Annotated in this window: 24 protein-coding genes; 15 read left to right on the top strand and 9 right to left on the bottom strand. The window is 45.6% G+C overall.

Annotated elements, in window-relative coordinates; genetic code table 11:
• The first annotated feature begins 1 nt into the window (after nt 1).
• The 7 genes from CWI76_RS01025 (at nt 2) to CWI76_RS01055 (ending at nt 4,467) form a co-directional block, all read left to right on the top strand.
• On the top strand, nt 2–376 hold the full coding sequence (locus CWI76_RS01025) for a diacylglycerol kinase (RefSeq protein ID WP_126758531.1): 375 nt from the start codon (nt 2–4) through the stop codon (nt 374–376).
• A 20-nt stretch (nt 377–396) separates the two neighbouring features.
• Nucleotides 397–930, top strand: a complete 534-nt coding sequence (locus CWI76_RS01030) for a GNAT family N-acetyltransferase (protein ID WP_126758532.1) — start codon at nt 397–399, stop codon at nt 928–930.
• A gap of 62 nt (nt 931–992) precedes the next feature.
• The gene (locus CWI76_RS01035; protein WP_126758533.1) at nt 993–1,481 is read left to right on the top strand and encodes an LURP-one-related/scramblase family protein; all 489 of its coding nucleotides are present in this window, start codon (nt 993–995) and stop codon (nt 1,479–1,481) included.
• The gene (locus tag CWI76_RS01040) at nt 1,482–1,976 is read left to right on the top strand and encodes a SixA phosphatase family protein (RefSeq protein ID WP_126758534.1); all 495 of its coding nucleotides are present in this window, start codon (nt 1,482–1,484) and stop codon (nt 1,974–1,976) included. It abuts the gene before it with no gap.
• Between the two features lie 6 nt (nt 1,977–1,982).
• On the top strand, nt 1,983–3,161 hold the full coding sequence (locus CWI76_RS01045) for a methyltransferase (protein WP_126758535.1): 1,179 nt from the start codon (nt 1,983–1,985) through the stop codon (nt 3,159–3,161).
• Nucleotides 3,162–3,240: 79 nt separating this feature from the next.
• Nucleotides 3,241–3,393: a DUF3149 domain-containing protein gene (locus CWI76_RS01050; RefSeq protein WP_126758536.1), complete on the top strand. Its 153-nt coding sequence runs from the start codon at nt 3,241–3,243 to the stop codon at nt 3,391–3,393.
• A gap of 69 nt (nt 3,394–3,462) precedes the next feature.
• Complete coding sequence (locus CWI76_RS01055; protein ID WP_126758537.1) at nt 3,463–4,467, top strand: catalase family peroxidase; 1,005 nt, start codon at nt 3,463–3,465, stop codon at nt 4,465–4,467.
• A gap of 4 nt (nt 4,468–4,471) precedes the next feature.
• On the opposite strand, the gene CWI76_RS01060 is transcribed toward CWI76_RS01055, so the two are convergent.
• Complete coding sequence (locus tag CWI76_RS01060) at nt 4,472–5,827, bottom strand: patatin-like phospholipase family protein (protein WP_126758538.1); 1,356 nt, start codon at nt 5,825–5,827, stop codon at nt 4,472–4,474.
• A 121-nt stretch (nt 5,828–5,948) separates the two neighbouring features.
• Between CWI76_RS01060 and CWI76_RS01065 the strand changes: the two genes are divergently transcribed.
• Together CWI76_RS01065 and CWI76_RS01070 are read left to right on the top strand one after the other, a co-directional pair.
• Nucleotides 5,949–7,289 (top strand): diguanylate cyclase domain-containing protein, encoded by a 1,341-nt coding sequence (locus tag CWI76_RS01065; protein ID WP_126758539.1) that lies wholly within the window; start codon nt 5,949–5,951, stop codon nt 7,287–7,289.
• Complete coding sequence (locus CWI76_RS01070) at nt 7,286–8,203, top strand: sensor domain-containing diguanylate cyclase (RefSeq protein ID WP_126758540.1); 918 nt, start codon at nt 7,286–7,288, stop codon at nt 8,201–8,203. Before CWI76_RS01065 ends, CWI76_RS01070 begins: the two co-directional genes overlap by 4 nt.
• Here the strand turns inward: CWI76_RS01070 and CWI76_RS01075 are convergent.
• The 4 genes from CWI76_RS01075 to CWI76_RS01090 form a co-directional block, all read right to left on the bottom strand.
• Nucleotides 8,175–9,695, bottom strand: a complete 1,521-nt coding sequence (locus CWI76_RS01075; RefSeq protein WP_126758541.1) for a putative bifunctional diguanylate cyclase/phosphodiesterase — start codon at nt 9,693–9,695, stop codon at nt 8,175–8,177. The two genes, CWI76_RS01070 and CWI76_RS01075, sit on opposite strands and share 29 nt — an antisense overlap.
• A 109-nt stretch (nt 9,696–9,804) precedes the next feature.
• Nucleotides 9,805–10,644: an S-formylglutathione hydrolase gene (gene fghA / locus CWI76_RS01080; protein WP_276567248.1), complete on the bottom strand. Its 840-nt coding sequence runs from the start codon at nt 10,642–10,644 to the stop codon at nt 9,805–9,807.
• On the bottom strand, nt 10,631–11,755 hold the full coding sequence (locus CWI76_RS01085; RefSeq protein ID WP_126758543.1) for an S-(hydroxymethyl)glutathione dehydrogenase/class III alcohol dehydrogenase: 1,125 nt from the start codon (nt 11,753–11,755) through the stop codon (nt 10,631–10,633). The genes fghA and CWI76_RS01085 overlap by 14 nt, the downstream gene beginning before the upstream one ends.
• A gap of 123 nt (nt 11,756–11,878) precedes the next feature.
• Nucleotides 11,879–14,659, bottom strand: coding sequence for a M16 family metallopeptidase (locus CWI76_RS01090; protein WP_126758544.1), 2,781 nt, complete (start codon nt 14,657–14,659; stop codon nt 11,879–11,881).
• A 191-nt stretch (nt 14,660–14,850) separates the two neighbouring features.
• On the opposite strand from CWI76_RS01090, the gene udk reads away from it, so the two are divergent.
• Nucleotides 14,851–15,483, top strand: a complete 633-nt coding sequence (udk, locus tag CWI76_RS01095; protein ID WP_126758545.1) for a uridine kinase — start codon at nt 14,851–14,853, stop codon at nt 15,481–15,483.
• Nucleotides 15,484–15,510: 27 nt separating this feature from the next.
• Complete coding sequence (locus CWI76_RS01100) at nt 15,511–16,755, top strand: NupC/NupG family nucleoside CNT transporter (protein WP_126758546.1); 1,245 nt, start codon at nt 15,511–15,513, stop codon at nt 16,753–16,755.
• Between the two features lie 59 nt (nt 16,756–16,814).
• Here the strand turns inward: CWI76_RS01100 and tesB are convergent, their stop codons facing one another.
• Together tesB and CWI76_RS01110 are read right to left on the bottom strand one after the other, a co-directional pair.
• The gene (gene tesB, locus CWI76_RS01105; RefSeq protein WP_126758547.1) at nt 16,815–17,678 is read right to left on the bottom strand and encodes an acyl-CoA thioesterase II; all 864 of its coding nucleotides are present in this window, start codon (nt 17,676–17,678) and stop codon (nt 16,815–16,817) included.
• 76 nt (nt 17,679–17,754) lie between these two features.
• Nucleotides 17,755–18,678 carry a sensor domain-containing diguanylate cyclase gene (locus tag CWI76_RS01110; protein ID WP_241967921.1) on the bottom strand — a complete coding sequence of 308 codons (924 nt, stop codon included), beginning with the start codon at nt 18,676–18,678 and terminating at the stop codon, nt 17,755–17,757.
• Nucleotides 18,679–18,893: 215 nt separating this feature from the next.
• Between CWI76_RS01110 and acnA the strand changes: the two genes are divergently transcribed.
• A complete protein-coding gene (acnA, locus tag CWI76_RS01115) occupies nt 18,894–21,575 on the top strand; it encodes an aconitate hydratase AcnA (protein ID WP_126758549.1) in 2,682 nt (893 codons plus the stop codon).
• On the opposite strand, the gene CWI76_RS01120 is transcribed toward acnA, so the two are convergent.
• Entirely contained in the window at nt 21,572–22,285 is a 714-nt protein-coding gene (locus CWI76_RS01120; protein ID WP_126758550.1) for an SDR family oxidoreductase, read from the bottom strand. The genes acnA and CWI76_RS01120 overlap by 4 nt on opposite strands.
• Nucleotides 22,278–22,694, bottom strand: coding sequence for a 2-amino-4-hydroxy-6-hydroxymethyldihydropteridine diphosphokinase (locus CWI76_RS01125; protein WP_126758551.1), 417 nt, complete (start codon nt 22,692–22,694; stop codon nt 22,278–22,280). The genes CWI76_RS01120 and CWI76_RS01125 overlap by 8 nt, the downstream gene beginning before the upstream one ends.
• A gap of 96 nt (nt 22,695–22,790) precedes the next feature.
• On the opposite strand from CWI76_RS01125, the gene CWI76_RS01130 reads away from it, so the two are divergent.
• The 3 genes from CWI76_RS01130 to CWI76_RS01140 all read left to right on the top strand — a co-directional run bounded on the left by CWI76_RS01130 (nt 22,791) and on the right by CWI76_RS01140 (nt 25,916).
• On the top strand, nt 22,791–23,306 hold the full coding sequence (locus CWI76_RS01130; RefSeq protein ID WP_126758552.1) for a hypothetical protein: 516 nt from the start codon (nt 22,791–22,793) through the stop codon (nt 23,304–23,306).
• A complete protein-coding gene (locus tag CWI76_RS01135) occupies nt 23,299–24,726 on the top strand; it encodes a sodium:solute symporter family protein (RefSeq protein ID WP_126758553.1) in 1,428 nt (475 codons plus the stop codon). The genes CWI76_RS01130 and CWI76_RS01135 overlap by 8 nt, the downstream gene beginning before the upstream one ends.
• Before the next feature lie 125 nt (nt 24,727–24,851).
• Nucleotides 24,852–25,916 carry an aspartate/ornithine carbamoyltransferase family protein gene (locus tag CWI76_RS01140; RefSeq protein WP_126758554.1) on the top strand — a complete coding sequence of 355 codons (1,065 nt, stop codon included), beginning with the start codon at nt 24,852–24,854 and terminating at the stop codon, nt 25,914–25,916.
• The last annotated feature ends 3 nt before the right edge of the window (nt 25,917–25,919 follow it).

Here is a 25,919-nt window from a genome sequence, read left to right on the forward strand (position 1 = left end):
TATGAAAGCGAACAAAACTGGATTCGATCGAATTATTCATGCCACCTTTAACTCCATGCGCGGTATTGCGCAGGTGTGGAAGTATGAGGCGGCATTTCGTCAAGAGGCTTTGTTATGCGCCGTTTTAGTGCCTGTGGCGATTCTTGTTGACGCGACTTTGACGGAGCGTCTACTGCTTATTCTGACGTTATTTATTGTCGTGATTACAGAGCTGCTAAACTCAGCGGTAGAAGCTGTTGTCGACCGAGTAGGCGCCGAGTTTCATGAATTGAGTGGTCGCGCAAAAGATATTGCTTCAGCTGCGGTATTTTTCGCTTTAGTTTTAATGATAGTGGTGTGGGTTGCGATTCTTTTTAAACCCGCTTTTTTCAGTTAACAATTGAATCTCCAACGAGCATGACAGTATGCACCCCAAAATCTCCCATTCGAATTGATACTAGTAATTTAGAGCTACGACAGGTGTCTTTGAACGATGCGGCTTTCTTATTTGAATTATTAAATGATCCTGACTTTTTGAAGAATATTGGTGATCGCGAAGTTCGCTCAGAGCAACAGGCTGAAAGTTATCTCAAAACCAATGTTATTAAACCCCAAAAATTTGATTATATGGGCTTATGGGTTATTCACTCAAAATCTGAGCAGATTCCGCTTGGCGTGGTGAGTGTGCTTCAGCGCGATTATTTAGAGAACCTGGATTTAGGCTATGCATTGTTAACGCGAGCCCGAGGAAAGGGCGTCGCTTTCGAGGCAACCAGTGCGATGCTTGAGTATTTAACGCAGATACGCAACGTTCAAGTTTTAGACGCGATTGTTAAACCAAATAACACGCCGTCGCGACGTTTACTAGAAAAGCTTGGATTTGATACCGATGGTATGGTGACTACGCCGGAAAACGAACAGCTATGCTTGTATCGCTACCGAAAAGTCTAAAACTGTGGCACTCTTTGATTAAGTTATAGCGAAAGCAATAATAAGAATAAAAAGAGGCGATTATGGCGAAGGCTTTAACAGTTTCAACACGAGTCATTTCATTATTTGGTCGTATTGATATTACCGATGAGCAAGGTCAACTTTGCTATTATGGGAAGGGTGAGTTTTCGCTCCTGCGGCGACGCTGGCGCATCTTTGATAACAATGACAACGAGTTAGCACAAATCATTCATAAGCGATTTGCTATTCGCCCGACTTTCCTAGTCAGTGGTCAGCTTGGCGATATGATGTTGCAACGTAAATTCTTTTCGCTCAAGCGCGAATACTGGGTTACTGGTGGTCCTTATGATGGCGCAACGTTTAAAGGTAACTTGCTGGATCTCGCTTTTACGATAATGCACAACGGTAAACTCATTGCGAAAGCTGCGGAGAAATTGATTTCGATTCGTGATACTCACCGCGTTGAATTAACGAGCAGCGATGCGAATGATGAACTTTTCACGGTCATTGCTATGATCGCGATGCAACTAGAGAAGAAGGCATCTGATTAAATGTGGTACGGGTTAGTTGCAGTTTTTATGTTGGTTTACGGAGGCAATGCGATGGCGCAATCAGCTGATATTTTCACTATTTATGTGACGCGCCACGCCGAAAAGGTTCCGGACCAAGTCGATCCGCAATTGTCTGAAAAAGGCGGTCGACGTGCTCATAATCTGGCACAACTACTGCAGTACACACAACTCAAGCAGATTTTTGCAACCAAATATCGCCGCGCTCAAGAAACGGCAGAGCCTACCGCAAAGCTATTCGATTTGACGATTTCAACCTATGGTGCGGGCGATGCAGAACAGTTAGCTCAAGGGATATTATCTGCGCGGCAGAACGCCCTGGTGGTGGGGCATAGCAATACCGTACCCGCTTTGGTGAAGTTGTTAGGTGGTCGTGAATTTGAACTAACTGAACGTGATTATGGCGATGTTTTCATGCTGCAATTTCGTGATGGCGAGCTTGTTGTGACGCGCTTAGTTGTTCCCTTACAACACTAATTTATTATGCTATCGCAGTACATTGAAACGCTCGCAAAGTTCCGTCAGTTTTGGAACTTTCAACCGTTTCAAAATATAGATTATTCAACCTATTCATGGCCACAAACTCTCATTGATGCGCTTGATGCTACCACCGATGAAGAGCTGGCAAATATCGACAGCGATATCAAATTACAGCGAGAGTTTTTTGCACCTTGGTTCGCTGAAGTTTATGACCTACCCGAAGTTGCGACAGTAATCCCCTCTCAAAAATTGCCCGTGCCATTTTGGTTGGAAAATGGCATTGGTGGCAGGAAAATTGAGCAAATTAAAGCGTTTATTAGTCAGCTTCCGTTACGTAACACATCTATTTTGGAATGGTGTTCGGGGAAAGGGCATTTAGGTCGGTTAATAGCCTTTTCTCAAAATCGTCAAGTTACTAGTATTGAGTGGCAGTCGCAGCTCTGTGAGAGTGGGCAGTCAATCGCACAACAGTATCAATTACCGCAAAACTTTATTCATGCAGATGTGATGAAAGACGACTTGTCATCAACTTGGGATGACGTTGACTGCGCAGTGGCATTGCATGCCTGCGGCGATTTGCATATTGAACTAATACAGCAGGGCGCTGCAACGCATTGTACCGAATTAATGATTGCACCATGTTGCTATCACTTAACCGCTTCTGATATCTACAAGGGACTCTCTCAGTGCGCGCAAGACTTCATTCAGACGCATGACCTTTCTTTAACCCGAGAGCATTTGAAACTCGCTGTGCAAGGGCAAGTAACTGCTGGTGCCCGTGTCGCACGATTACGTCACACCGAGGTGCAATGGCGTTTGGCCTACCACGAGATTTATCAATGGATCACCGGTAACCGTTCCTATCAGCCGCTATCATCGGTAGCTAAACATTGGTTTTCGGGTGAGTTCAAAGATTTTGTTCAGTGGGCAGCTGAACAGCATCACATCCAGCTTCCGGAATGTATTGATTGGCAATTATTTCTCGAGAAAGGTCGTCAGGCTGCATCTCAAGTCGCTCGTCTTGAATTCGTTCGTCATGTGTTCCGGCGGCCACTGGAAAGTATGCTGGTGCTTGATAGAGCCGAGTATTTGCGCGAATCTGGCTACAACGTGGCAGTTCGCGAGTTTTGTTCGTACCAGTTAACCCCACGAAACTTCTTGATTCATGCGCAATTGATGTAGCACCGAAAGTTGATCGGCATCAATATTTAAAACCACAAGAAAACTAAGATATTCATAAAACCACAAATGGAGTAAGGTTATGAATATTTTGCGCGAATTCTTCACTGATCCAGTCCTATTTTTCTCATTCACTGGTCTCGCTATTGTCATCGGTTTGTGTGTGTTCTATGCGATATTCTTTATTAAGAAAGCAGCCGAAGCAGAAGACGAGCAGCATCAGTCATCGCACTGATCGAAAAGTAGGGCAGAAGCGTATTTCATAGTCTAAAGTAATGATACTTCAGATAATAAGGTTACTTTCATGAAATACGCACTTTCAATATCGGCTGGTGCCGTGGCATTAGCTCTTGCTACGTCATCAGTTGCGGTGGCTGACGACCATAAATACGCACCACCAGCTTCAGCAAACGCACAAGATTTTATTGCTGTATTTAAAGAATTAAATGGTGTCCATCCAGGGCTCCGAAAGGCTCATGCTAAGGGAGTTTGTGCTGCCGGAAAATTCACTCCTTCAGCAGCGGCAACCGACCGGTTTAATACGGCCTTATTTGATTCTGGCGAAGTGCCTGTCACATTACGTTTTTCGATGGGCGGCGGTAATCCAGAAGCTGATGAACGCCAAGGTACGCGAGGTGTTGGCATTCAATTTCAATTACCGAATAACCAGCAGCACAATATTGCTGGTATCACCTCAGCGCTATTTTCTGGCAGTACACCTAACCATTTCCTTGGTTTGCTGCAATGGAATTTGAAAATCATGCGTGGTGAGGCGACTCGTGAAGATATTGCGAAGTACATCGCCGCAAATCCATCCATGCAAGCAGCGGTAGAATGGAATAAAGGCAAAATGCCATCAACCGAATATACCAATGCGGATTATTACGGTATTCATGCGTTTTGGGCTGCTGGTGAGCAACAGCGTGAGAAGTTTCGTTGGCAACTCGTGCCAACTTCAGGCAATGAGTATTTAACGCAAGAAGAGCAAAAATCGCTACCGACCACGTTTTTAGCTGAGCGATTAATGGAACGACTAGAGGCCGACGGCGAGGTGAGTTTCGATTGGCACTGGACCATTGGCGCGGAAGAAGATCCTACCAATGATCCATCCGTGTTGTGGCCGGAAGATCGTGAACGAGTTCATGTTGGCAAAATCACGATTACCGCTGCTGGCGGTGAAAGTTGTACGCCAATCAACTTTGACCCAATGCGTGTTGTCCGCGGTATTCAGCCTAGTGATGACCCGGTATTACCGATGCGCTCAGCAGCTTATGCCATTTCATTTGGTCAACGTTTAAGTAATCAATAACGGCTTATTGTTCACGTTTGATATCGTGCAGTAACCGTTGAAAGTCGGTGTTGTTTTGTAATAACTCAACACCGACTTTAGTTAGTTCATCCGCCTGCTCTTCACTCAACGACAAGCTTGTTGGTATTTGATTAAGAAAAATACGTCGACTTTCTTGTTGGATGCCATCAAAACTGATCTCAATAAAGTACGGATCAATCGGTTGCCAAAAGTTCGAGAGTTCGTCTGACCAACGCTCCATACTACGTCGAATCAAGCTAATGGTTGCCGCATTGTAGCGATGCAATTGAGTGTCGGTAACGGCACTGATTGTAGGTTCGATATCAGGTATCTCATTCGTGTGCTCAATATTGTAACGCGGCTTGGTTGACGCGTTCACAGAAATAATCACCAATCGTTTGGAGGGCTTGCTACCAATGCGCTCCATAAAATTGGTGATGCCACCGCCAATTTCAACCAATTCATAAAAGGCCATCAGCCCTAAATTGTCCGTAATGCCGCCGTCAACGAGATGGATGTACTGGCGTTCGTCGCGATTTTTATAGCTACGGAGAGTTTTTACTGTCTCGATTAAATGTGGCGCGAGTTTCGCTTCTTCAATGCGCGTTTCATCGAGTTCTTCGAGATAGTTCTGTGCAGGGTTGTAGCAACCTTTGTGATTCTTTAAGACCACTGGGTTAAGCATCACAGGAACCGCTGAAGATGCCGTGACGGCTCGAGCAATGGGAAAGCTGGCAATATTGGAACAGAGTAGGTCAAAGTACTCTTGAATAAACGAAAAACGAATGCCACCTCCTAAGTCGGAAGCGTTAATTAAAATGAGAGGCCCATCTTTTTGACTTAAATCAGCAAATGTTGCACCTTTGAATAAACGTTGTTCATAAATTCTTGTGGCGATATCGGTACGACCTTTATCAGAAAACCACAGCAATGGACTCGCCACACCATACAACCATTCGGAGACATAATCTCGACGCAGAAAATCTTTTTCAAAGTCTTCAAATATCTTGTTGCCATGCAGACCATAATACGCGGCAGTAAAGCTACCGCCAGAAACTGAGGTGATCATATCGACTTCATTGAGCAGTTTTACTTCTTCGTCATCAATAGTAATGGTGGTATCACGAAGCCCTTCAAGCACGCCGTATGACAACGCTGCAGCTCGACTCCCGCCACCAGAAAAAGCTAACACTAAGGTAATATCATCTGAGCGCGAATGATTTGCATCATAGTTCATTAATGAATAGTTTCTCGGCGCATCACTTTCGGTTTGCGACTGGTTGTCGATAACCCCGTATGTCGCACATCCGGTGAGCTGACTTAAAAAAACGATACCGATTACAGAAATTAACCGACGCATAATGTCTCCAACATCAATGATTTCATCAGTTTATGAACACCTGCGAAAATTTGCTAGTAAAGCTTGCGAATTGTATGGCTTAGTTTATGGTTAAGACAGTAAATAAACGGTCGGAGAACCTGTGTTTTCAACTCATACGCGTCGCGTCACTTTCATTGTTGCTGTTTTAACCTCGCTAATATTTGCCTTGGTGGCAATTGAGTACTTGCATGTTCTCAACAAAGAACGGGTTAAATCTGAGCAGCTGAGTCAATTGCAGAGCGAATTTACTGAAGTTCGCGCTGATCTAGAATCTGAGCTTAATGCCGCGCTTTATAGTATTTGGGGGATAGCAAGTTATCTCGCAACACACCCTGAAAGTGGGCCTGAACAATGGCGCTCGTTGGCACAACCTATTGTTGAAAGCAATACCTTCGTAAGAAATCTGGCAATAGCGCCCAATAATATTATTTCGTTCGTTTACCCGGTTGCAGGAAACGAGGCCGTATTGGGGTATGACTATGAACAGAATTCCGAGCAGCGGGATGTTGTTAAGCGTGCGCAAATAACGAAACAAACATTATTAGCTGGGCCCGTACCTCTTATTCAAGGCGGCGAAGGCATTATCTACCGCATTCCTATTTTTACTCACGAGGGTGAAACCGAAACTTACTGGGGGCTTATTGCACTCGTTATCGATAGTAATCGATTATTTGAAGCCAGTGGAGTGCTCAACCTCGGTGCATTTTATGATTTTGCTATTCGAGGCCGCGATGGAACAGGGCCGGATGGGGATGTGTTTTTTGGCGATGAAGAAACGTTTTCTACAGCAGATTTTCGTGAAAAGGTACGTTTTCCGAATGGATCTTGGTCGGTAGCGCTCTCTACCGATTCTCATATTGAAGGTAGTTTTTGGGAACAAGAACGAATTCGACTGATCGGATATCCATTTGTCGCCGCCTTATATATCATGCTCTTTACATTGTTTGCTTGGTATCGTTCATCTTACAGCGAAGCGATGGCTGACCCCTTAACGAATGTGGCGAATCGCCGTATGGTCATGGAGCGATTACAAACACTAATACAGATTAATGAACGTCATCCAACGCCATTTGCCGTTGTTGTTGTTGATATTGACCGCTTTAAAGACGTCAATGATCAGTTTGGTCACCACGCAGGTGACACAGTATTAAAAACCATAGCTCAACGCATGTTCACTAATACGCGAGCAACAGACACCGTTGCGCGAATTGGTGGCGACGAATTTTTGATAGTCTTAATGGGTGTGAATGACCTGAAGACAGTTGCAGAACAGTGTGAGAAAATTGCCGAAATTATCTCAGCGCCTATTCGATATAAGGCTAACGATATAAAAGTGACGGCTAGTCTTGGTTATGCTTTATTTGGCAAAGATACCAAGACTGTAGAAGCCCTTATTCAAAGTGCTGATCATAAGATGTACAAAAATAAACGGATGTCATGAAAACGCAAAGAACAATTGCTGAACTTATTGAAGTTATTCCCGATGCTGCACTGATTCTTAATCGAGATAACCAGCTTGTGATGGTGAATGCGATGCTGACCGATATGTTCGGTTACTCGCAACGCCGTGAATTATTAGGGCAACCGCTTGATATCTTGCTTCCTGACGCAGTTCGGGCTGAGCATAGCAAACATGTCGCATCTTTTTTTAACTCAGCGCAAAACCGTCCTATGGGGCGAGGCTTTAAATTTTCTGGGCAACGCAAAGATGGCAGTACAATTTACGTTGAGATCATGCTTAGTCATGTCGAGTTTGATGGTGAACATTTTGCAATAGCCTTTGTTCGTGATGCAACAACCATGCAAATGACCGAAGATAAAATTCGTCGAGAGCTTGAGCATGAACGTAAGTTGGCACAAACCGATCACTTAACCGGGCTGCCGAATCGTCGCGCATTTGTTGAGGCTCTGGATAATGAAATTCATAATTTGCACGAGCACGGTCTCGATTTTGCAGTTTGTTTTATCGATTTAGATGATTTTAAAAAAATAAATGACACGCACGGTCATCAGGTAGGCGATGAGGTGTTGCAACAAATTGGTCATGTGATCGCAACGGCGTGCCGTGCGAACGATTTGGTCGCGCGAATTGGCGGCGACGAGTTTGCTACCATTCATGTGGGCGCTTCACTAGAGGATGCAATGACCGTATTGGAGCGTATTCGAGAACGTTTAGTACACGAATTTGCAGAGCACGATTGGCCTGTCACGCTATCTATGGGAATTTGTCATTGTAACGATGCCGAGCATCATTTCGATGTTGCAAGGATTTTACGCGCTGCTGATAAAGCTATGTACGAAGCCAAAAAACAGGGCAAAAACCAGATCAAGATTGCGCACGTTGCTGCTGTTTAAGATTATTAATAAACGTCACTAAATGATTGATTGGCATTGGTCGTGCGTAAAGGTAGCCTTGAAACTCTTCACAGCCTGCTTTCATTAAATAGTTTGCCTGCGCATGGGTTTCAACACCCTCAGCAACAACGCGGAGATGTAAAGCTTGTGCCATAGCTAGAATCGTTTTTACAAGCTTGGCATCTTGTTTGTTCTGCACAATATCTTTGACGAAACTTTGATCAATTTTCACTTCTTTGATCGGTAATAATCTGAGTGTATTTAACGAAGAATAACCGGTACCGAAGTCATCTAACGAAACCTGCACACCTTTCTCCGTCAGTTTCTCAAGCACTTGCTTAACGCCCTCTAAATTGAGCAGCGCAGCACTTTCAGTTAGTTCAAGTTCAATGACCGACCAGTCACCTGGTAATAGCGCCAAGTTCGATAAGAAACGGTCACAGCTCTCATTGCCATTAAAATCAGCCGCTGAAACATTGAACGAGACACGCTGCACATCGCGATATAGAAGGCCGTACTCTGTCAGTTCGGAAATGGCTTGTTGCATCACAAAATCAGTAATGCCGCAGATAAGTCCATTTTGCTCAGCTAATGGGATGAAATCGCAAGGTGGAATAATGCCTCGCTCTGGATGATTCCAGCGCACTAACACTTCAAGACCCGTCATGCGGTTTTCACTAACGCAAAATTGTGGCTGATACACCACAGTAAGCTGACGTTTTTCAATGGCAGATTTTAAATCAAACAATAAGCGTGCTTTGTTTGACATGATGGCACTTAATTCTGCGTTATAGAGCTTATAACTGCCGCGCTCTGTCTGTCGTGCTTGCTCAAGAGCCAGATCAGCTGCATCAATTAATTCGCTTGCTGCAGAACCATCACGAGGGTAAAGCGCAAGCCCAGCGCTTGCAGTAAAACTCAGTTGAGGTGATTCCGAAATACGAATATGAGCAATTCGTCGTTGAATTTGTTGAAGCAGCGGCAGCACATCATCTGGCCATGTTGAATCAGGCAAAGCGATAGCAAACTCATCATTCCCAAAGCGTGCAATGAGCGCTTGCTGATGACAGGCTTCACGAAGCTCACCAGCTACGGCAATCAGAAATTTATCGCCAGCTTCTAAGCTAACGTGGCTATTAATTTGTTTAAAGCCATCAATGTTCAACATAATCACACTGAGGTTTTGCTGGTTATCGTGCGCATATTGAATTTCGCTGGCAAGTTCACGTTCAAACATGTGACGATTCAAGAGAAGTGTGAGTCCGTCACGTTCTGAAAGGTTTCTTTCACGCTGAAGAGCGCGATAAGCAAGTAGGTAGAGTAGACCAGCAGTAATCGTGACGTAAGTCCAGCCTTTATAGGTTTGAAGCTCAGTTAAATAGCTTGATTCTGCTGCGATGGTTAGCAGAAATCGATCTGAGAAACTAATCCAGATATAGCCAAGAAATAAATAAAGAAACGCTATGGCTGCTGCGGCGCGGCGCGGCGACATATACTGCTCCTTGTCGGTAAACTTAAAACCTTTCCCAAATTAGGGTTAAATTTACCTTAGCAAGGAGCAGAAATTTTGACCAGATTTATTTTCAATGCAACATCAATGACTAAAGTAAGTACTGGGCGTGAAACCTTAAATGTTGCTCAATAAAGCTCGCAATAAAGTAGTAGCTGTGGTCATAACCCTGATGACGTTCAAGCGTCGCCTCAACACCGGTTTCGGCTATGGCTGCGGCTAAATCATCAGGGCGTAGTTGCTCCGCCAAGAAGTTATCTGCTTCGCCTTGAGATACCAACATCGGCGGCGCCACACGTAACTTCAATAACAGTTCAGTCGCATCGTAGTCCAACCATGCCGCACGATCATCGCCAAGATAGCCAGAAAACGCTTTGTGTCCCCAAGGGCACTGCGTAGGGTGACAAATTGGTGCAAAAGCGGACACGCTGGCGTACATAGTTTGATTACGCAATGCCATAACCAAAGCACCATGCCCTCCCATTGAATGACCGCTAATGCCGCGCTTTTGGGTGACAGGTAGGTGTTGTTCAACCAACGCTGGGAGTTCAGTCACTATATAATCATACATGTGATAGTGAGTTGCCCATGGTTGTTGCGTGGCATTCACATAAAAACCGGCGCCAAGCCCAAAATCATAGGCTTGCTCAGGGTCATCGGGAACGCCGTCACCGCGCGGGCTAGTATCTGGAATAATCATGGCGATACCCAGCTCTGCTGCGATACGTTGCGCGCCGGCCTTGCTGCTGAAGTTTTCGTCGGTACAGGTTAACCCTGATAGCCAATAAAGCGCTGGAACCGATTGTTGTTCTGCTTGTGGCGGTAAAAAGACACTGAACTGCATGGTGCAGTTCAGTGTGCTAGATTGGTGCTCATAACGAATTTGACGACCACCAAACGCTTTGGTTTCGCTGATTTTATTTATCATAATGAATCACCGAACGAATCGATTTACCTTCGTGCATTAAATCAAAGGCCTTGTTGATGTCGTCTAGACCCATGGTATGGGTAATGAAGGTGCTGAGTTCGAACTCACCGTCTAAATAACGCTGCACGTAATCAGGTAATTGGCTACGGCCTTTAACGCCACCAAATGCACTACCACGCCAAACACGACCTGTCACTAATTGGAATGGTCGCGTTGAAATCTCTTCACCAGCACCAGCAACACCAATAATCACAGATTCGCCCCAACCTTTGTGACAGCACTCAAGCGCAGAACGCATCACTTTGACGTTACCGATACACTCGAATGAGAAATCGACGCCGCCGTCAGTCATCTCAACAATGACTTCTTGAATTGGCTTATCGTAATCATTCGGGTTAATACAGTCTGTTGCGCCAAGCTGTTTGGCAATATCAAACTTGGATTCATTGATATCAATGGCGATGATTCGACTCGCCTTTGCCATCACCGCGCCAATAATTACCGAAAGGCCAATGCCGCCTAAGCCAAACACTGCAACGGTATCACCTGGTTGCACTTTGGCAGTATTCATGACTGCGCCCATACCCGTGGTGACACCACAGCCAAGCAAACAGACTTCTTCAAGTGGGGCTTCTTTGCTGACTTTTGCGAGTGCGATTTCTGGTACAACGGTGAACTCGGAAAACGTCGAAGTTCCCATGTAGTGATAAATTGGCTTACCGTCTTTTGAAAAGCGGGTGGTGCCGTCCGGCATTAAACCTTTACCTTGGGTGCTGCGAATGGCTTGGCACAAGTTGGTTTTGCCAGACTTACAGAATTTACACTCGCCACACTCTGGCGTGTAAAGAGGAATGACATGATCGCCGACTTCAACTGAGGTAACGCCTTCGCCCACAGCTTCCACAATACCGCCACCTTCATGGCCTAAGATAGCCGGAAATACACCTTCAGGATCTGCGCCAGAGAGGGTATATGCATCGGTATGACAAACCCCAGTCGCAACAATGCGTACTAAAACTTCGCCTTTTTGAGGCGGCATCAGATCAACTTCTTCAATTGAAAGTGGTTCGCCCGGAGCCCAAGCAACAGCAGCACGAGTCTTGATCATTTCCATAGTTACATCCCTTATGGTTTTGAGTTGAATGATTAGTGTAACCGCTACGAATAAAAATTGGAAAAAGCTCAAAAAAAAGGCCGCTCCGAAGAGCGGCCAACACTTACATGCAGAATAAATCTACTACAGGGCGTTACCGTCGCTATCTAGCATGGTAACTTCACCCAGGTTAAGTGAACGAACGTCGTCAGCAATTTGCTTCGCATCGCCAACGATAACCCAAGTTAGTGCGTCAGTATCGATGAGTGTACGCGCATTACTTTGTACGTCTTCGACCGTAATTGCGTTCACACGTTCACCGTAATTTTCTAACCACGCCATGTCTTTACCTTTATCTAACGTATCAACAATAGCGCCTAACAAAGCACCTTTCGTTTCATACGCACCCGGAAGCTTCGCGGTCTTGTTCATTTGAACTTTCTCAAGCTCTTCCGCGGTAGCTGGCTTGCTGGTTTGATATTGATTCAATTCTTTCAAAATTTCTTGAATTGATTCTTTGGTTTTGTCGGTTTGTACCGGTGCCAAAGTGAAGAATAAACCAGCTTCGTCATAGGCTGACCAAATCGTACGCGAACCATATGACCAACCTTTGTCTTCACGAAGGTTCATGTTAACGCGGCTGGTGAAGCTACCACCTAAAATGGTGTTGGCAACGTCCAGAACTTCAGCATTTGGCGCATCGTCAGCAGGGGCTAAATGACCCGCAAAGATGGTTGATTGCGGTGTACCAGGCTGATCAATGATGTAAACACGTGGTTTGGTTTGCATAGCCACATCAGTGAATTGCTTAGTTGGCTTCGGCGTAGCTGGCGCTTTCCATTCTCCCAACGCTTCTTCAAGTAATGGTTTGATTTCAGCTTCAGTGGTTGCACCAACAATCACTAAACGTGCGTTATCAGGGCGCAACCAAGTATCTCGGTAGCTAATTAAGTCATCACGAGTCAGGGAAGTAATGGACTGTTCAGTACCAGAACCGGTTAACGGCACGCCATAAGCGTGGTTATCCCCGAATATAAGGCCCGGTAGAATACGCAACGCTTGAGTATTCGGACTCGCTTTCTCACGCTTAATGTTTTCTAACCAGTTGGCGCGTTTACGTTCAATTTCATCATCGCTGAATGACGCGTTCTCTAAAATGTCAGCGAAGATATCTAAGCTCGGTGCCAAGTTGGTGACTAAACTGTCCATAGACAGGCGCGACGTATCAATGCTTGCGCCAGTTGAAAGATTAGTACCCAGCGTTTCAAGCTCTTTCGCGATATCCTGCGAGGTGCGAGTTTCGGTACCTTCACGAAGCATGCTCATGGCGAAGCTAGCCGTACCCACTTTCTTACCAAAGTCAGATGCATAACCACTGTCAAACGTCAGTGACATTTGAACGGTTGGCACGTCATGGCGTTCAGCTAGGGCAACTACAAGGCCATTTGATAAGGTGAACGTCTGTAGTTCTGGTAACACAAGTTCTGGTAATTCACCAACTTCTGGCAACTTCGAGCGGTCAGCTTGTGCTTCAGCAGTGGTAAACTTCGGCTGTGGTAAAACGTTTAATACAAATGCACCGTCAGATAACCAACGTTTTGCAGCTGCTTGAAGATTTGCAGGCGTAGCGTTACGTAAGGTTTCAAACTCTTGATTAAAGAAGCCTGGGTTGCCGTGGTAGACTTCACCGGCCGCCAACAAGTCAGACTTACCACCGAAACCACCAATACGCTCAGCGCCACGAACGAAGTTAGCAACATCTGAGAACTTCACGCGCGCTAGTTCCTCCGCGGTAGGGCCTTCAGCAATAATTTTCGCTAACTCTTCATCGATAATTGCTTCAATACGCTCAAGTTCAACGCCTGGTTTGGCATCGGCGATCACAAAGAATTGACCTGCTAATATACGCTCGTACTGGAAGCCTGAGACCATGCTTGCAATTTGCTCTTCGTGAACAAGACGTTGATATAAACGCGAGTTCTTGCCACTTGCTAAAATGCTGGTTAATAAATTCAAATAAGTTGAATCTTCGGTACCCATTTCAGCGGTATTCCAGAGTTTGTATACACGCGCTGCAGGCACATTGTCTTCCATGGTTGCACGTTTTGTACCAGTACGCTTCGCAACCCAGCTTTCAAGCTTCTGCAATGGCTTGCCTGGTGCAATATGACCAAAGAACTTTTGCATTTTTTCTTTCGCCGTTGCAACGTCGATATCGCCCGCTAAGACAACAACCGCGTTCGCTGCGCCGTAATAGTCGTTGAACCACTGATGCACATCATCAAGTGATGCTGCATTCAAATCTTCCATTGAGCCGATTACCGACCATGAATATGGGTGACCTTCAGGGAATGTTTGCTCAGCAAGGAAGCCAAATACACGGCCATATGGTTGCGCTTCGCCTTGACGTTTTTCGTTTTGAACAACACCACGCTGCTCGTCTAATTTCTCTTGCGTTACCGCACCTAACAAGTGACCCATGCGGTCAGATTCCATCCACAATGCCATATCGAGTGCTGGTGTTGGAACGTTCTGGAAGTAGTTCGTACGGTCGTTGTTGGTGGTACCGTTCATGTCAGTGGCACCGGCGCGTTCGAATGGCCCGAAATACTCGTCATCGTAGTTCTCAGTACCGTTAAACATTAGGTGTTCGAACAAGTGAGCAAAGCCAGTTTGACCTTCTTTCTCGTCTTTCGAACCAACCGCATACCAAACGTTAACTGCGACAATTGGTGCTTTGCGATCTTCGTGTACAACAACACGAAGGCCATTATCTAAAGTGAAACTTTCATAGTTGATATCAACCGATGGAAACTGTTGAGCAGCTGCAACTTGCTGAGTTTTTGGCTGCTCAGCTGTGGCTTGGCAACCAGTTAATAATACAGACGCAACGGCCACTGCCGTTAAGGTATGACGAAATAACATAGTTATGTTCCCGTTTTTTATGACGTTATGAAATTGTAAGTAATGGCATCATACCGAAGCTTACGTATAGGGAACACGAATTGATCGTGTCAAAATGTAACAAAATCGGTCAGCCTGTCACAATGCTTCCATTTAACCGCCTAATCGACGATAATTGCCCGCTGTTGTCGGGCAAATGAAAGAAGTTACGCGTGGGAAAAACAACCATCATCGCCATAGCTGGCGCTTCCGCATCAGGTAAAAGTCTTTTCGCATCAACTGTTTACCAAGAGCTTGTTGCTGAGCTCGGTGGGCACGGTATCGCGATTCTTGCCGAAGATGCGTATTATCGCGACCAAAGTCACCTGAGCTTTGAGCAGCGCCAATTGACCAATTATGATCATCCTTCGGCGTTTGAACATGAGCTTCTTGTGCAGCACCTTGAGCAGCTGCGCCAAGGCGAATCGGTTGCGATGCCGCAGTATAGTTACAAGACCCATACGCGTGTGCCAGAAACTATTAAAATTAACCCAGGGAAGGTCATCATGGTGGAAGGGATTCTTCTACTCAATGATCCTAACCTTAGAAAACTCTTCGATATCTCGGTGTTTATGGATACGCCATTAGATGTGTGTTTGTTACGCCGTATGATTCGCGATGTAGAAGAGCGTGGTCGAACAATTCAGTCGGTTGCTGAGCAATATCAAGAGACTGTTCGTCCGGCTTTCTTTGAGTTTATTCTGCCGTCCAAGCAGTTTGCCGACTTGGTTGTCACTCGTGGCGGCCAAAATGAGATTGCAATAGACTTGATAAAATCAAAAATTCGTCAATTATTGGCGGAATAACAAAAACAATAAAACGGCTTTTATACTATGAATAGTTTTCTTGGCATTGCCATCATCTTATTGGTTGCTTACGCATTCTCTTCGCATCGTAAACATATTCGTTGGCGCACCGTTGGTGGTGCATTTGCATTTCAGGTGGCACTTGGCGCCTTTGTACTTTACGTACCTTTTGGCCAAGATGTGTTGTTTGCGGTAGCTTCGGGCGTAGCGAAGGTCATTGCATTCACCAATGCTGGTATTCAATTTATGTTTGGCGGCTTAGCGTCGGCTGATTTTGGCTTTGTATTTGCCATTCAAGTTCTTAGCGTCATTGTATTTTTCTCATCGTTAATTTCAGTGCTTTATTACCTCGGTATCATGAAATGGATCATCCGCATTCTGGGTGGCACTTTGCAGAAAATTATTGGTAGTAGCCGACCAGAGTCAATGTCAGCGGCAGCAAACGTGTTTGTAGGACAAACAGAAGCACCAATGATGGTGCGTCCGTTTATTGCGAGCATGACGCGCTCTGAATTGTTTGCCGTAATGGTTGGTGGCATGGCATCGGTCTCAGGTTCAGTACTGGCCGGTTATGCCGGAGTCGGGGTTGAGCTGAAATATCTGATTGCAGCAAGTTTCATGGCTGCACCTGCGGGTCTTTTAATGGCCAAAATGATTATCCCCGAAACTGAAAAGCCGCGTGAAGATATTGAGAATATTATTTCCGGTAAAACTGGTGATGCCACCGATAGTGTCGAAGTCGAAGATCGTTCAGTAAACGTTATTGATGCCGCAGCCGCTGGTGCTTCAAGTGGTGTGCAGTTGGCAATTAATGTGGGGGCGATGCTTATCGCATTCGTCGCCTTGATTGCGTTAATCAATGGCTTGTTTGGCTGGGTTGGTAGCTGGTTTGGTTACCCTGATTTATCATTGCAGCAATTGTTCGGCTATGTGTTCCAGCCGGTCGCCTACGTATTGGGCGTGAGTTGGGATGAAGCCCATTTAGCGGGTAGCTTTATTGGACAAAAGTTGGTTATCAATGAGTTCGTTGCCTACTTAGACTTCGTCAATTACAAAGATCAACTGAGCATGCACAGCCAGGTAATTATCACCTTTGTACTGTGTGGCTTTGCAAACTTTTCATCGATTGCAATTTTGCTTGGTGGGTTAGGGGGGATGGCGCCGAGCCGTCGCCACGATATTGCTCGCTTGGGTATTAAAGCATTATTAGCTGCTACGTTAGCGAACATGATGAGTGCAGCCATTGCTGGCTTCTTTTACTCACTTGGTTAACGATTAAAGTGATATAAAAAAGGCGCCATGACGGCGCCTTTTTTGATTGGTTAGGATGTTTAGTTACCGTGTTTTCGTACCACACCTTCTTGCATGGTTGATGCCACTAAGGTGCCATCGCGGGAGAATATTTGTCCCCTAACCAAGCCGCGAGCGCCTGTCGCCACCGGACTATCGATAGCATATAGCAACCAATCGTCCATGCGAAAATCTTTGTGGAACCACATAGAGTGGTCAATAGTCGCCATTTGAATATTCGGTTGTGCAAAACTATAACCATGCGGCTGTAATGCCGTTGGCAGAAAGTTGAAATCAGAAGCATAGGCCAGCAAATACTTATGTACCCGAGAATCATTCGGCATAGGGCCGTTGGCACGCAGCCAAACGTAACGGCGCGGCTCATCCACTTTTGGTTTAAATGGGTTATTCGCAGTTACGAAGCGCATTTCAATCGGCTTTTCCGAGATAAACTTATTGCGGATTGCTTCTGGTATGAGCTCAGCATGTTCTCGGTATATATCGATATCCGAAACCAGTCCTTCCGGTCCAGGCACTTCAGGCATGGTGTCTTGGTGCTCAAACCCCGGCTCTTCAATTTGAAAAGACGCAGTCATATAGAAAATCGGTTTACCGTATTGAATAGCTTGCACTCGGCGAGTTGAAAAACTTTTGCCGTCGCGAATATTTTCAACGTCATAAATAATGGGTTTATGCGCATCACCGGGACGTAAAAAGTAGGTGTGTAGCGAGTGAACTTTGCGGTCTTCAGGTAGGGTTTCTTTGGCTGCCGATAAAGCTTGGCCAATCACTTGGCCGCCAAATACGGCGCCAAAGCCTAAATCCTGACTTTGTCCACGATAAATACCTTGTTCAATGGTTTCTAACTTCAACAAGTTAAGAAGATCATCCAATACCTGACTCATTCGTGTTCCTTCAGAAATTCAACTGGTCTAATCAGTGTATTATAAGAGCTTGTCGCTTGGGCACAAGCGTTGGCTGTTACTCTGATGCCACAAGAACATGGTGATTTAAATGTTGTTTTGCACGATACATGGCATTATCAGCTTTTAATAAAAGCAGCTCAAGGTCATTACCATGCTGATGCGACAGTGCAATACCGATACTGATGCCAATTTCAAATGACTGATCAGGGGCAATTGCTATTGGCTCTACAAAGGCGTTGATAATTTTGTCTGCGATAGCGGTGGCAGCTTCGTTGGACTGCACCCGTTCAAGAAAAACAACGAATTCATCGCCGCCAATACGAGCGACGATATCTTGGTTGCGAAGACTCTGGACAATCCGCTGCGCCGCTATTTTGAGTACCTGATCGCCAACAGCATGTCCAAAACTATCATTAATCTGCTTAAACTTATCTAAATCTAGGTACAGCAACGCAATATCACTTTGACGTTGCAATGCTTGTAGCGCTTTTTGATAGAAGTACGCTCGATTTGGAAGCTCAGTTAATGGGTCGAACAGCGCCTGCTGTTCAAGTTGTTGCAATAACTTAAGTCGTTCAACTTCAGCTTGGCGTTGCTCGGTAATGTCGCGAGCGACGGCAATTCGAATATCATCATCTTTCGAATAGCGCGCCGACCAAAGTATATGAGCAACTTCACCATTTTTTCGTATGTAACGATTTTCAAAGTTTACTTTTGCTACGCCTTGCATGATTTCGGCGGCGACTTTCCGTGTCTTATCGTGATCGTCAGGATGCATAAATTGGAACATTGATTGCCCAATCATTTCATCAGGTTGGTAACCGAATACGCGCTCTGCACCGGCACTAACATAAATAAACTCACCACTCGGATTAACTACACAGATCGCATCAAGTAACAAGTCCATGTACTTTCCCAGAGCTTTAAATTGAGCGAGCTTCGCGTGCGGCATTGCTTTAATCTTCCAAAAGAGTGACATAGCAGTTATAGCATGACGTACGCAGAAGCAAAATGCTTAGCTGTTTATCAGGCTTAATTATTTGTAATGTGGTACGGATTCAAGATGTTAGTTGGTTGGTAGTTGGTTGATCTTTGCAATTAATATACCCATAGTGAATATAGATAAACGCTATGGCTGAACCACAAATTTGTGACTAAGCTTAGGGGATGCATCGTTTAAAAAAGGAGTAAGCTATGTCGAGCAACGACAGCTTGAAAACGTTAAGTACGTTAGAAGTAAACGGTAAGACCTATCACTATCACAGCTTGCCGAAGGCAGCAGAAAAACTCGCTAGCATTGCCGATGTGAAGAAATTACCAACATCAATGAAAGTACTGTTAGAGAACTTGCTTCGCAATGAAGACGGCGACACGGTTACGGCTGAGGATATTGAGGCAATAGCGAAATGGCTTGATAAGCGTAGCTCAGATCGAGAAATTCAGTATCGACCAGCGCGCGTACTCATGCAAGATTTTACCGGTGTACCGGCGGTGGTTGATTTGGCTGCTATGCGTGACGCTGTTGCGAAAGCAGGCCAAGATCCGAATCAGATTAATCCATTGTCGGCGGTCGACTTGGTGATTGACCATTCGGTGATGGTGGATAAATTTGCGACGCCAGAAGCCTTTAAAGAGAACGTTCGCATAGAGATGGAACGTAACTTCGAACGCTATCAGTTTTTGCGTTGGGGCCAAAATGCGTTTGAAAACTTCCGCGTGGTGCCGCCAGGCACGGGCATCTGTCACCAAGTCAATTTGGAGTATTTAGCCAAAGTTGCTTGGACGAAAGAGCAAGACGGGAAAACTTATGTGATGCCGGATACTTTAGTTGGTACCGACTCACACACCACAATGATTAACGGCCTTGGTGTACTTGGTTGGGGAGTTGGTGGTATTGAAGCGGAAGCCGCAATGCTCGGACAACCTGTTTCCATGTTAATTCCTGAGGTTGTTGGTTTCCGAATGACAGGGAAATTACCAGAGGGGGTCACTGCAACCGATTTGGTGTTAACCGTCACGCAGATGTTACGCAAACACGGTGTGGTAGGTAAATTTGTCGAATTTTATGGTCCTGGCTTAGACAATTTGCCACTCGCTGACCGCGCGACTATCGGTAATATGGCACCAGAATATGGTGCAACTTGTGGCTTCTTCCCAGTTGACCAAGAAACCTTGCGTTACCTGGAGTTGTCGGGGCGCGACGACGAAACCATTGCGCTAGTAGAGGCCTATGCCAAAGCTCAGGGCATGTGGCGCGATTCAGGTAACGAACCCGTGTTCACGGATTCTTTAGAATTAGATTTAAGTACTGTTGAAGCGTCTTTGGCAGGCCCGAAACGTCCACAAGACCGTGTCGGCATGCCGCAGTTGGGCTCAGCCTTTGATTTGTTCTTAGAAACCAATGGCCAGTCAGCTGAAGCAGACAAAGCAATTAAGGTAAAGGGGAAAGATTACAGCTTATCGCATGGCGATGTGGTCATCGCTGCGATTACCTCGTGTACCAATACCTCAAACCCAAGCGTCATGATGGCAGCTGGTTTGGTTGCGAAGAAAGCCCTTGAGAAAGGTATTAATCGTAAGCCTTGGGTGAAATCTTCGTTAGCTCCTGGCTCAAAAGTTGTGACTGATTATTTAGCCAAAGCGGGTTTAACTGAATACTTAGATAAACTCGGTTTTAACCTTGTCGGTTATGGCTGTACGACCTGTATCGGTAATTCAGGCCCATTACCGGATGAAATCACCGATGCCATTCGTGAAGGTAACTTAACCGTATCATCGGTACTGTCTGGTAACCGAAACTTCGAAGGGCGTATTCACCAGGATGTTAAAGCCAACTGGTTAGCGTCACCACCGTTAGTGGTTGCGTATGCGTTAGCGGGAACAACGCGCATTGATTTGAGTAATGATCCGATTGCCGAAGACAGTTCGGGTAATCCGGTGTACTTGAAAGACATTTGGCCAACCAGTGCCGAAATTGCGGAAGCTGTGCGCTTGGTTGATGGCGAAATGTTTAGCAAAGAATATGGTGAAGTATTTAAAGGTGACGACGAGTGGCGTTCTATTCCAATCGGCGAGGGTAAAACCTACAACTGGAGTGACGATTCAACTTACGTGAAAAATCCACCGTACTTTATTGGTATTGATAAGCCATTAGCGCCACTTGCAGATGTAAAAGATGCGCGTGTACTGGCGGTATTTGCCGACTCTATTACTACCGACCATATCTCACCAGCTGGTTCAATTAAGCCTGATTCACCAGCAGGTAAATACTTGCAAGAAAATGGTGTAGCGGTGAAAGACTTCAACTCATATGGCTCGCGTCGCGGTAATCACGAGGTAATGATGCGCGGCACATTTGCCAATATTCGCATTAAGAACCAAATGCTAGACGGTGTTGAAGGTGGCTTTACACGTCATGTGCCAAGTGGTAAGCAAATGGCAATTTATGATGCGGCCATGCAATATCAGCAAGAAGGCACACCGTTGGTGGTTTTAGCGGGCAAAGAGTATGGTACCGGTTCAAGCCGAGATTGGGCTGCAAAAGGTACGACGTTGCTAGGTGTGAAAGCTGTTATCGCCGAGAGCTTTGAACGAATTCACCGCTCGAATTTGGTTGGCATGGGTGTGTTGCCACTACAATTCGTCGACGGCGAAGGTGTGCAAGCGCATGGACTAACGGGTGATGAGCAAATTAGCATCGTCGGAATCAATAGTGATTTGAAACCAGGTCAGATGCTGAAAGTTAAAGCGAAGAAAGCTGATGGCTCAGCCGTTGAGTTTGAAGTGAAGTGCCGCATCGATACGGGTAATGAATTGCAGTACTACCGTAGCGGCGGCATCTTACACTATGTTTTAAGACAAATGCTTGCGGCCTAAATGGTCAAAGCGCGGCCACCATCTACTTTGATGGATTCGCCGGTGATAAATGGGTTGTCGCGTAAAAAGCGCACCGCAGCTATCATCGGCTCTAAACCTCCTTCAAGGTTCAGTGGTGTTTCAGCGAGTACTTTTTGACGGTGCTGGCTATCGTGCTCAGGCAAAAATAATATTGGCCCCGGCTGGATTGCGTTAACGCGCACCGCTGGGGCTAATTTTTTGGCAAATGCTTGTGTCAAACTTGCTAAACCAGCTTTCGCTGCGCAATACGCGATATAGTCGGTAGAGGGGCTATCAACATAGATGTCGGTGATATTAACGACACTACCTTCGGCATTGGTGAGCTGCTGCTGTAGCTTGTTAATCAGCAAGTAGGGCGCTGCGGTGTGCACATTTAATACCGCGACGAGATTGGCATCACTTTCATCCACACGTTGGTTATCAAAAAAGCATGATGCGTTGTTAACCAATAGATGCAATTTCTGGCAATGTTGTTGCACAGCCTGAATTAACTGATGCACGTCATTTAAGTTTGCTAAGTTTGCTTGTAAACCAATGGCACCGCGCTGTTCAAGTTCATCTATGCCGTCTTTAGACGTGTTGTAATGAGCAAGTACCTGATACCCCTCATCGAGCAGTGCATGTGCCAAAGCTAAGCCAAATCGACGACCTGCGCCGGTCACTAAAGCAAACTTCTTTGAATTAGTCATGTAATGCCCCTTGCGTTTGAACAAGTTTATCAGCGATTGGTTTGAGGTTTGGAACGACTTCTTGCAAATAGTCAGGTACTTCTTGCCACACTAGGTCAGAGTTCAGCTCACCCAAAATGTCGATATCCATTGGGCGATCTTTTTTACTACTAAGCGGATCATCACGATCTCGCCCCAGATTAATCTCGATAGCGTTGAACCGCTTTTTGAGAGCAATACTGTCTAACGGTGAAACGATTAAAAATAGGGCATTGAGGAAGTCATGGTCACTGCGCATATCAACGGGTTGTGTATAGATAGCGCGTGAATAATAAGCTTTGCCCAGCTCTGAGATCGACTCGCGAGCGGCAGCAAAATTGCTTTCTGGCGCGATATTGGCGCCCATGCTACATAAATAAATCGGATGCATAACATTCCCTAAACGACATTGCTTGTGAGCATACCTTAAGTTGAAATGATTTTCCTCACTTGGTAGCCTAGGAACAAAGGGCTACAGGAAGGAATTGTGCCAGACCGCGCAAGGTTCGTTATAAACATTGCTTTGTTGTTACTCATCACGCTGCTTGCGCGACCCGCTTCTGCCTACGTTTTATCCTGGCAAACTGAATCTTCAAACCAATCTAACAGTGAGTTACCAGAGCTCTCTGCACCTGCAAATAGCCGTGAAGGTTATTTTGTTCTAAGCCTATCTAAATCGCCAACTCAAGATCTCATCGTGGAATATTCAACTGATGAAGAATTTCGTGAGATTAATCGCACTTACGCTTGGTTTGGCGATTTTCAGGACATGACACTCACTGGATTCAGCGACGGCACTCATTATTTTCGACTTAAGGTAAGCTCCAGTGAGCCGGCCGAAAATACTCATCAAGAAACTCAGCTAAGTAACGTTGTGCAAGTTCAGGTGGATCACTATGCCTTGGAGCAAGCACTAACATTATTTAGCCTTGGTGGCGTGCTGTTCGCGATTTTAGTCGTGATTATTCTGTACCAACATCAGCGGAGCCGAGCGCATGAGTGAAACGGCAGATTTTGCGTTAGATAGTACCTTAGGACTCAGTTTGGTCGTCATCTTCGGATTACTCTGGATAATTTTCGGTTGGTACTTAGGGCGCGCTAACAAAACCCACGAAGATTTTGCTTTAGCTGGCCGCAACGTTGGTTTCGCATTGGCCGCGGCAACCGCTATGGCGACATGGGTAACTAGCAACACCACACTTGTCGCACCGCAATTGACCTACCAGTTCGGAATTTGGGGCATGGTTGGCTATTCATTTGCGGCGCTTGGATTAATTCTATTTGCGCCATTGGCGGCAAGAATTAAACGTTTGATGCCCAAGGGCTATACCTCAGGTGATTTTATACGCTTGCGTTTTGGTCGTGCAGCCTGGTGGGTGTTTATGGTGATCTCGGTAGTGTATGCCTTCGGTTGGTTAGTAAGCCTTGGTATGGCGGGAGGTATCTTGCTACAGGCCTTAAGTGGCTTGGATTATCACATTGGTATGACAGCAATTTTGATTATTTGTGTTGGCTACACGTTATTTGGTGGGCTGCGTGCCGTGATTGCCACTGACTTTATTCAAGCATTAATAATTATCATCGGGGTGGTTGGCATTGCCTGGTACTTGATTGATACGGTGAGTCTCGAAAGTATTCATACCGAGTTATCGGAAAATCACCCACGGCTACTCGATTTAATGTTCCCAGCTGCCATTATGTTCTTATTTAATAATATATTTTTCGGATTGGGTGAGATTTTTCATTCGAATGTATGGTGGTCACGTGCTCTCGCTTTTAAAGGAAAAGTAGCCTTTAAAGCTTTTTTACTCGGTGGTTTGCTCTGGCTACCCATTCCTATTGTTACAGGGTTTATCGCCTTAGCAGCACCGCAACTGGGAATATTCCCGCCAAGCGCTGACATGGTCGGGCCGATGGTTGCGGCAGAAGTGCTAGGTAAAGTCGGTGCTATCGTGGTGTTTATTGTGGTTTTTTCGGCATTAGCGTCTAGTCTTGATTCATTGCTTGCAGCAACGTCCGATCTAGTCACGCGTGATTTTTACCATAAAAAGTTACGCCCGCAGGCAAGCGACAAACAATTGTTTAAGTTTAATCGCTACTGCATTGCAGGAATAGGATTGTTAACGTGGCTGTTTTGTTTGCCGCAAATAGCCACCCTAGGTGCATTGTTAAACTTTGCGGGCGCTTTTGTAGCCAGCACAATCTTCCCAATAGTATTGGGGCTATATCAAAACAAACTGTCGGGTACTTACGCCGCGGTAGCTATGGCCAGCGGCACCTTATTAGGACTCGTGAGTTACTTCACGATTGGTTTTTATGTGGCCGCACTAACAGCTTGTGCAATATCTGCAGCGGTGTGTGCCGTAGGTGTAATGCGCTCACGAAATCGTTTCGATTGGAACAAGTTACAGGAGTCATCGTAATGCTTGGATTAACCGGCTTTAGTGCGTTAGTGATGATTTGCCTCGTTTTAGCAGCTATGGCGCCGGTGATTTTGGTGGCGTTATGGTTAAAAGATTTCATTTCTAAACAACTTTGGTAAAACACTATGAATGTGAATGATGTCTCATTTGAACGTGAGCGGCCTGATGTCTATGGCGACGCCCATCCCAAAGCGTTGCTCAGAGTAATTCAGGAAGACGGGGACTATTTAGTCAAATTAGCGAATCAACACATCGTATCGGGTGATCAGTTTGATCAAGATACGATGAAGCAGTTGTTTCGCTTAGCGGCAAAAATTGAAAGCAACCCAAAGCGATTTAGTTCACCGTTGCAGAACAAAATACTGATTAGCGCGTTCTATGAACCGAGCACGCGTACTAGACTCTCGTTCGAGAGCGCATGGCATCGTTTGGGTGGGGATATTATGTCAATCACCGACCGCTCAACGACGGGCATCGCCAAAGGTGAGTGTTTAGCTGATGTCGCTGAAATGTTTAACAACTACGGTGATTGCGTCGTGCTGCGTGATAACAACGAAAGTTCGTTATTTGAAATGATGGATGCCTTGCGTATTCCCATCATTAATGCGGGCAATGGTGTGGATGAGCATCCAACTCAAGCGCTTGCCGATATGTACGCCATTTTCAAATGGCGTCCCGAGCTCATTGACGCCGAGAATAATACGAAAATTCGTATTGGTGTTATTGGCGTACCGAATAAAATGCGTACGGTGCGCAGTTTTCTTAAGAGTTTATCGGTGTTCCCACATGCCGTAGAAGAGCTGGTGATCATTCACGATGAAGCGAGTTCGTCTCAGTTATTTGGTGCCGGTCAGCGCGAAGAACTAGAAGCTCGTGGTATTCGAATCGCAACCAGTACCGATCTTGATAAAACATTACCGAGTTTGGATGTGGTGTATATCAATGCCATTTCGTGGGAAGGCGATACCTTTAATACCTACGGAAGTGCCTTCCATTTAACTGCAAAATCGCCGTTAAAAAAGGATGCAATTATTCTGCATCCGTTGGCTCGTGGCGAAGAGCTATCAACCGATCTCGACCATACCGCGCACAACTGGTACTTCAGTCAAGCGCGTGGTGCGGTATTTTTGCGCATGGCCCTTTTGACATGCATGGTAGAACGCGCTGAGCGTGTCATAGACGTCGTATAAAAG

This window comes from Pseudidiomarina marina, from assembly GCF_003987045.1.
Classification (GTDB): domain Bacteria; phylum Pseudomonadota; class Gammaproteobacteria; order Enterobacterales; family Alteromonadaceae; genus Pseudidiomarina; species Pseudidiomarina marina.

Coding starts and splice junctions, on each gene's coding strand:
- CWI76_RS01025 (WP_126758531.1), top strand. CDS start 2: ATGAAAGCGAACAAAACTGGATTCGATCGAATTATTCATGCCACCTTT.
- CWI76_RS01030 (WP_126758532.1), top strand. CDS start 397: ATGACAGTATGCACCCCAAAATCTCCCATTCGAATTGATACTAGTAAT.
- CWI76_RS01035 (WP_126758533.1), top strand. CDS start 993: ATGGCGAAGGCTTTAACAGTTTCAACACGAGTCATTTCATTATTTGGT.
- CWI76_RS01040 (WP_126758534.1), top strand. CDS start 1,482: ATGTGGTACGGGTTAGTTGCAGTTTTTATGTTGGTTTACGGAGGCAAT.
- CWI76_RS01045 (WP_126758535.1), top strand. CDS start 1,983: ATGCTATCGCAGTACATTGAAACGCTCGCAAAGTTCCGTCAGTTTTGG.
- CWI76_RS01050 (WP_126758536.1), top strand. CDS start 3,241: ATGAATATTTTGCGCGAATTCTTCACTGATCCAGTCCTATTTTTCTCA.
- CWI76_RS01055 (WP_126758537.1), top strand. CDS start 3,463: ATGAAATACGCACTTTCAATATCGGCTGGTGCCGTGGCATTAGCTCTT.
- CWI76_RS01060 (WP_126758538.1), bottom strand. CDS start 5,827: ATGCGTCGGTTAATTTCTGTAATCGGTATCGTTTTTTTAAGTCAGCTC.
- CWI76_RS01070 (WP_126758540.1), top strand. CDS start 7,286: ATGAAAACGCAAAGAACAATTGCTGAACTTATTGAAGTTATTCCCGAT.
- CWI76_RS01075 (WP_126758541.1), bottom strand. CDS start 9,695: ATGTCGCCGCGCCGCGCCGCAGCAGCCATAGCGTTTCTTTATTTATTT.
- CWI76_RS01085 (WP_126758543.1), bottom strand. CDS start 11,755: ATGGAAATGATCAAGACTCGTGCTGCTGTTGCTTGGGCTCCGGGCGAA.
- CWI76_RS01090 (WP_126758544.1), bottom strand. CDS start 14,659: ATGTTATTTCGTCATACCTTAACGGCAGTGGCCGTTGCGTCTGTATTA.
- CWI76_RS01100 (WP_126758546.1), top strand. CDS start 15,511: ATGAATAGTTTTCTTGGCATTGCCATCATCTTATTGGTTGCTTACGCA.
- tesB (WP_126758547.1), bottom strand. CDS start 17,678: ATGAGTCAGGTATTGGATGATCTTCTTAACTTGTTGAAGTTAGAAACC.
- CWI76_RS01110 (WP_241967921.1), bottom strand. CDS start 18,678: ATGTCACTCTTTTGGAAGATTAAAGCAATGCCGCACGCGAAGCTCGCT.
- acnA (WP_126758549.1), top strand. CDS start 18,894: ATGTCGAGCAACGACAGCTTGAAAACGTTAAGTACGTTAGAAGTAAAC.
- CWI76_RS01120 (WP_126758550.1), bottom strand. CDS start 22,285: ATGACTAATTCAAAGAAGTTTGCTTTAGTGACCGGCGCAGGTCGTCGA.
- CWI76_RS01125 (WP_126758551.1), bottom strand. CDS start 22,694: ATGCATCCGATTTATTTATGTAGCATGGGCGCCAATATCGCGCCAGAA.
- CWI76_RS01135 (WP_126758553.1), top strand. CDS start 23,299: ATGAGTGAAACGGCAGATTTTGCGTTAGATAGTACCTTAGGACTCAGT.
- CWI76_RS01140 (WP_126758554.1), top strand. CDS start 24,852: ATGAATGTGAATGATGTCTCATTTGAACGTGAGCGGCCTGATGTCTAT.